Below are 6,611 nucleotides of genomic sequence, written 5' to 3'. Positions count from 1 at the left end.
ATATATGAACTTAGTTCCATATTTTTTTAAAAATTTTTCATATTATTGTAACATTTTTTCCAAATTCATACATATTTTATTCACCAACTCCAAAATCAGTATTATTATAAAGCACTTCTATTTTTTCATTTTCATCTAAAAATTTATACTTTTCTTTAAACCAAGTAACTAATTCTTCATCTCTTTTTATGCTAGAAGTGTTATTTATAAATACATTTATAGTAGCATGTTCAAAGTTATTTAAAACTATATCCATATCCTTGTCTATCATTTCTTTTGTCTGCCCCTTTATTCCTACCATCATACAAGGTGAATCAAAGTAAGTTTTTAACTCATCTACTGTTTTAAACTTAGCATTTTTCTTTAAAAAGTTATTTCTAAAATTATAATCAAAACTTTCTACTCCAGTTTTAAAGATTATAGGTATATTAAAAAATCTTCTCATTTCATCTAATCTATTTTTATAACACCAGTGACTTTCTAAAAATAATTTATCTATATTTTTTTCAATTATAATGCTTTTGATTCTATCTAAAGTGTTTTTAGGAAGTTCAAAACAACTTCCTGAATTTATAACTTCTAATACTTTATATTTACCTGTAATATTTTCTAATACTTCAAAATTCAATCTATTCATATCATCTTCATCATTGTCATTATCTAGAGTATAATCACAAAATGAACATTTACCCCATTTACAAGGAAATCCTTTCAGAAGCACTATTTCACGTTTATTTTTATTATTGATTTCACTATATCTATCCATTATTTATCTCCATATAACTATTTTTAAATTTTAATTTATTTACTACATTTTGCGGAACTAATGAAACTGCATATTTTACAATCACAACTGCTATAAATTTATCTGTATAGTCAGTTAAAACTTGTGTTAAAAATACTCCAGCAACTTTATTAACCCCAAATGCGGATAAAATTTGTACTATATATGATGATCCTGATGAAGTAACTCCTCCAAATACAAATGCTGCTATTATAGCACTTAGTATAGAAGTTGGAACTGAAAAAGCCATTACTCCTATGAATACTTTACCACCTTTTAAAAAGCCTTTTTTGAACATAATTCCGCATATTAATCCCGTTGATATTTGGACTGGCATAAAAAATAACGAGTATATGTCAAACGTCATTCCACTTACAAAACTGCCTAAAACTCCTGTTAAAACAGCATACCTCGGTCCTAGTATACAAGCTATAAATATAGTTCCAATTGAATCTAAGTATATAGGTAATCTTAATGTCAGTGCTATAAATGCACCAACTACATTTAATACAATACCTAAAGCGATTATTGTTACTTGATATGTAGATAGAGATTTTTTCATTTAAAGTAATCCCCCTATCAATTCAATTTTATCTATATATTTAGGAAACAGCCTTTTCAAAAACATAAGCATGAATTTTTTTTCATCAACTTCCGTAAGCACTATACTGTTATTATCTCTTTTATAAAAATCAAAAGAATCTACTATACTCTGCCCCATAGCTATTCCACTTTCAACTATTTCTGTGTATGATTCAAATCCATCACACAAACTTCTATCTATAAAATACGCTACAGCTAATGGATCATTTATAACACATCCAATTATGCCTTCTTGATTCCAATGAAAATCAATATAAAACCTTGTTATTTGTGTTATATATTCAGCCAAGTTTTTATCTAACCTATTTATAAATTCGATAATATTTGGTGTTAATACTATTTTTCTAGTTACATCTAGCCCTATCATGTGGATTTTTTTAGGTAAATTTTTGTAAATATATTCAGCTGCATGTGGGTCAACCCAATAATTAAATTCTGCAACAGGCGAACAATTACCATGTATTTTAAATGCACCGCCCATAGATACAAATTCATCTAAGTTTTTAAAAGCATCTTTGTCTTTTATAAGTGCTTTAGAAATATTAGTCAATGGTCCAAGAGCTATTATAGATACATCTTCATTATTCTTTAGTGTTTCTATAATAAAATCTACTCCTCCATATTTTATAAACTTATTAGGTACTTTCTCATAGAAATTTTCTCCAACACCATCTTCTCCATGTGTGTCTTGAGCTGTTACAAGTTCTCTTTTTAGGGGATTTTCTTCTCCAACATATACATCTATGTTTTTATCAGAAAATCTATGAAGTGTATATAGAGCATTTTCAGCTCCCATCTTAGCAGGTACATTCCCGCTGCAAGTCGTTATGCCCAATATTTCTAATTCCGGTGAATTTATAGCTAATAATAAAGCTAATGAATCATCAATACCTGGGTCACAGTCAATTATTACTTTTCTTTTTTGCATAACAAATGCCTCCTTAAAAAAATTATTAATAAGGAGAACCTTACAACTTTTAATTTAAAGTCATAGCTAAGGATATGTCTTATATACTGCCACTATATAATTACCTTAGTTTTTTATACTTGGAGGTTCTCGAACAAGTCCTAGATAGTTATTAGCTACCTAGAGTTTTTAATACTTTCGTAATTTAATTTGAAGTTTTGTCTAGTATTTTAAGTTAAATAAAACTAAACTGGTAAATTTTATTCTACAATAAATAATTAATTAATTCAACTTTTAATATCTAAGTTTCTTAATAAGTATAATTAAATAATAAATTTTTAAGATTAATTCACAACTTAGAAATACTAGGGTTATCCCCTAGTATTTTCTGTAAAGTTTATTTTTTATATATAGACATGCAACTTTTCATAGTTGTTTATCATATGCTATAACATTCGAAGCGAACATGTAGCAAGTGTAACGCAGTTAACTTAGTGGAATGTGAGTGTAGTGTTTATGTTAGCTCATAGCATCATGGCCATAATATATACTATTTTAAATATATGTAAAAAATATAAAGGAGAGTGTCTACTCTCCTATTTTTATGCTATATTTTTTAAATCTTATATAATGAACCTTTGGTATTATAAAGTAGAATTGTATATCATCTTTTGTTATATGCATATAATAGGATACTTTTACTTGAGGTGTTATAATTAACTTCTTATTTTCTACTTTTATAAACTTATTAAGTTGTAAATACATTTGATTTATCATAGTTGCAATAGAATCAGTGGAATTGTTTTTAGTTGATTTTGCAGGTACAAGTTGAGCCGTTACATATTCATTTTTCTTAATCTCAAAATACTTATCTATAGAAATTGATTGAACTTTATTTTTAAACACCTAGAACCACGCTCCCTAATATTCTAATTATTATATAGATTGCTGGTGTTATCATAGCTATATTTTTACCTTTTTTACATCCCCATATATATAGAAGTAAACCTATTACCCCTGCTATAACACATACCTAGTAACTACTTAATACTATAGTTTCAGTAACACTTAATAACCACTCTTGAATTAATTCCATTGGATTTAAACTTTTAAAGAATCTTTCTAACATAACCGTACCTCCTTAAAATTTTATACCTTGGAACATACTGAATAACTGAAGATATATAGATATAAATACATAACCTAGTAAATACATTAAGCCTGCATTTATTGAATGTTTCATATTGCCACCATTTATAAGAGTTGTTATAATATCTTTTATTCCCATTCCTAAACAACCCCATTTAGTAAATGACATTAGCATATTTAATATTTGATTGCCTACTCTATCTAAACTACTTTCAAATCCACTAGCATATATGACAATATCAAAATGTAACATTATAGCTATAATTATTATTAATCTAGCATAAACTTTTTTATTTCTTTTTATATGATCCAATACTTTATTAGCTATACTTACATCTTCATTCCTAAAACTAACTTCTTTAACCAACTCAACTTTTTTAATATATATTAGTTTATTATTATCTTATTAAATTAGAAACTGACGAATTATCCATACCTAGTAATCTTAAAGAGCTAATTCTAAATCATATTAACAATAATCCAGACATCAAAAAAGCGTTACTAAATTCATACAGTGAAATATCTGAAATCAGTCAGATTGCTTTTGAAGATTGTTAGAAAATAGACCTCATAGTTATTAATAGTATTTATTAAAAAGAGTACTCTTAGGCTTGAGTACTCTTTATCTATTTTAAAATGATTAATAATCCCTATTGTTTTTTATATTAAATTTTATTTATATTCTCCCGTGAATACATAAGTAGACCAGCATCCTAGTTCTTGTAGTTTTCTTTGAGCATCTTTAGCTGATGATTCTCCTTCAAATCCATTTATTACTATTTTGTATTCGTTACTATCATAGCCTACATAAGTAGTCCACCACCCAGTTGCAGCTTCTAATCTTTTTTGAGCATCTTTTACTGCATCTTCTCCTGTAAACCAGTCTATTACTATTTTATATTCATTACTATCATAGCCTACATAAGTAGTCCACCACCCAGTTGCAGCTTCTAATCTTTTTTGAGCATCTTTTACTGCATCTTCTCCTGTAAATCCATTTATTACTATTTTATATTCATTAGGTTTATCTCCATTAGCCTCTATAACTCCATCCCATCCAAAGTGTCCTTTTAAGAATGTTAGCTCATATTCGGCTCTATCATGAGAAAATCCACCTGTTTCTATTCTATATGTGTTAGTACTCTTATTATCTTTAATAACTCCATCCCATCCAAAGTGCCCTTTTAAGAATGTTAGCTCATATTTGGCTCTATCATAAGAGAATCCACCTGTTTCTATTCTATATTTATTGTCACTTTTATTATCTTTAATTACTCCATTCCATCCAAATTGTGATTTTAAAAGTGCTGCTTCAGATTTAACTTTCTCAATTCCTACAAATCCACCTGTTTCTACTCTATATATAGGTGTTTTAGTAGATTCTGCCGGAATAATACTTCCATATCCTAAAAAATGGCTAGACCAATAGCTACTATTTTTATTGCTTATCGCAACTCCATTATCTCCAGCATGAATAAATTCTGAATCATTTATCATTATTCCTATATGGGATGGATTATTAGTTCCTCCGTATGTACCCTTAAAAAATATTAAATCCCCCGCTTTAGCTGTTGAAACCTTCTGTATGCTTGAGTCTCCCCAATAACCAGCTACACTAGTTCTTGATATTCCATATCCATTCTGAGAAAAAACATAGTAAATGAATCCACTGCAATCAAATGAATTCGGTCCTGTTGCACCCCATACATACGGTTTCCCTAATTGTTGTTTTGCAAAATTAATAATTTGATTTGCGTTTGCTTGACTCATTACACTGTAAGCAGCTACTTGCATATTGCTTGTACTTTCTTGCTCATTCGCAAATGATAATTGAGTGGTTACAGATAATGTCAGAACCGTAGCTCCTAATATTCCCCAAATTTTTTTATTCATGTCTTCAACCCCTTTTGATTAATTTATTCCCTAATCACAGGTTAGCATTATTTTACATTTTTCTCCATATAATTACTTATTTTCCTAATATATACTTTTTTCAAATAAGTTTTAATATTCTATAAAAAAATGAGTACTCTTGAGCTTGAGTACTCATTTAAAGTTTATTGATAAAAATAGTTGTTCAAATTAATAATCTAAGTAACTTTTTTGTATTTTACTTCGATTCCCATTGATCGTAAGTATTTCCCCCGGGGTCAATTTCCCCTGAACCAACATGCTTCCATTCTGCATTTTCGAATGCTTCACCTACTTTATCCCAATCTGTTCCTCCTGTGTATGCATCATCTGGATTCTTGCTAATGTTTGAGCTACTTGAATCACTTGATGATTTAGATGTTTCCTTATTATTCGTTGAACTACTTGACTTACTTGATATTATGTCTTTATTACTATTTGAATTATTTGATGGTTTAACTTCTTTCTTATTAATGTTTGAATTATTTGATGTGTTAATAGTTTCTTTATTGCTATTTGAACTACTTGTTGATTTTTTATTTCATTATCATTATTAGAATCATCTGATGATGTGATAGTTTTAGAATTTGTTAACAAAAAAGATAAAGCTTTATTTATGGAAGCTGCTGAAAAAGAAATAGAGGATAAATTAGACCCAGGAGATGTTGATTTAATAAAGATTGGGCATCATGGTTCTCATAGTAGCTCAAGTCTAGATTTCTTAAAAAGAGTTACTCCAGAATATGCAGTTATAACTTGTGGTAAAGACAATAAATATGGTCATCCTCATAAAGAAACTATGGATACTTTAAAAGATATGAATATAGAAGTTCATAGAAGTGATGAGTGTGGTGATATAGTATTCAAATCTACTGGTAATGGATTTACTGTAGATTGCAAAAAGTAAGTTATGAACCTGGAACAGAACAACAAAATATTAATACTGGTAAAACAACAGTTGCTCCTATTATAACTCCTAATACTAAGCCACAACCTGTAGTAGAACCAGAAGTAACTCCTAGTTCAGAAGTAGTTTATTGGACTCCTAAGGGAAAATCTTATCATACTACTAAATCTTGTCCTACTTTAAGCAGAAGTAAAACTATCCTTTCTGGAACTCAATCTGAATCTTGAAAGAGTGATCCATGTGATAGATGTAATTTAAAAATAAGGAGTACTCATCAGTTTGAGTGCTCCTTTTATATTTTAATTTAAATTATCCTAATAGTTTGTAACTAAAACTAATTAAAGCTTAAA

General features: G+C 28.4%; 8 protein-coding genes and 1 riboswitch. Of the genes, 2 read left to right on the top strand and 6 right to left on the bottom strand.

All coding sequences use genetic code 11. The features are described 5' to 3' along the window. Positions 1-76: 76 nt before the first annotated feature. The 6 genes from RWY47_RS05775 to RWY47_RS05750 all read right to left on the bottom strand — a co-directional run bounded on the left by RWY47_RS05775 (position 77) and on the right by RWY47_RS05750 (position 5,336). Positions 77-766: a radical SAM protein gene (locus RWY47_RS05775; RefSeq protein WP_170074729.1), complete on the bottom strand. Its 690-nt coding sequence runs from the start codon at positions 764-766 to the stop codon at positions 77-79. Next, positions 759-1,346, bottom strand: coding sequence for an ECF transporter S component (locus RWY47_RS05770; protein WP_021431348.1), 588 nt, complete (start codon positions 1,344-1,346; stop codon positions 759-761). The genes RWY47_RS05775 and RWY47_RS05770 overlap by 8 nt, the downstream gene beginning before the upstream one ends. Then, positions 1,347-2,315: a nucleoside hydrolase gene (locus tag RWY47_RS05765; protein WP_150843104.1), complete on the bottom strand. Its 969-nt coding sequence runs from the start codon at positions 2,313-2,315 to the stop codon at positions 1,347-1,349. 99 nt (positions 2,316-2,414) lie between these two features. Beyond that, a riboswitch (PreQ1 riboswitch) is annotated at positions 2,415-2,459 on the bottom strand. A gap of 423 nt (positions 2,460-2,882) precedes the next feature. Continuing rightward, the gene (locus tag RWY47_RS05760; RefSeq protein ID WP_150842733.1) at positions 2,883-3,200 is read right to left on the bottom strand and encodes a hypothetical protein; all 318 of its coding nucleotides are present in this window, start codon (positions 3,198-3,200) and stop codon (positions 2,883-2,885) included. Positions 3,201-3,435: 235 nt separating this feature from the next. Further along, positions 3,436-3,810, bottom strand: coding sequence for a hypothetical protein (locus RWY47_RS05755; RefSeq protein WP_224170262.1), 375 nt, complete (start codon positions 3,808-3,810; stop codon positions 3,436-3,438). A gap of 305 nt (positions 3,811-4,115) precedes the next feature. Beyond that, complete coding sequence (locus RWY47_RS05750; protein ID WP_150842731.1) at positions 4,116-5,336, bottom strand: C40 family peptidase; 1,221 nt, start codon at positions 5,334-5,336, stop codon at positions 4,116-4,118. A 589-nt stretch (positions 5,337-5,925) separates the two neighbouring features. On the opposite strand from RWY47_RS05750, the gene RWY47_RS05745 reads away from it, so the two are divergent. Continuing rightward, complete coding sequence (locus RWY47_RS05745; protein WP_150842730.1) at positions 5,926-6,261, top strand: ComEC/Rec2 family competence protein; 336 nt, start codon at positions 5,926-5,928, stop codon at positions 6,259-6,261. Continuing rightward, entirely contained in the window at positions 6,249-6,488 is a 240-nt protein-coding gene (locus tag RWY47_RS05740) for a hypothetical protein (RefSeq protein WP_224170260.1), read from the top strand. Before RWY47_RS05745 ends, RWY47_RS05740 begins: the two co-directional genes overlap by 13 nt. Positions 6,489-6,611: the final 123 nt, after the last annotated feature.

The organism is Paraclostridium sp. MRS3W1, assembly GCF_032465715.1.
Lineage (GTDB): Bacteria > Bacillota > Clostridia > Peptostreptococcales > Peptostreptococcaceae > Paraclostridium > Paraclostridium dentum.
Note: the sequence above shows the minus strand (reverse complement) of the source record. Positions and strands in the feature narration are given on the sequence as shown.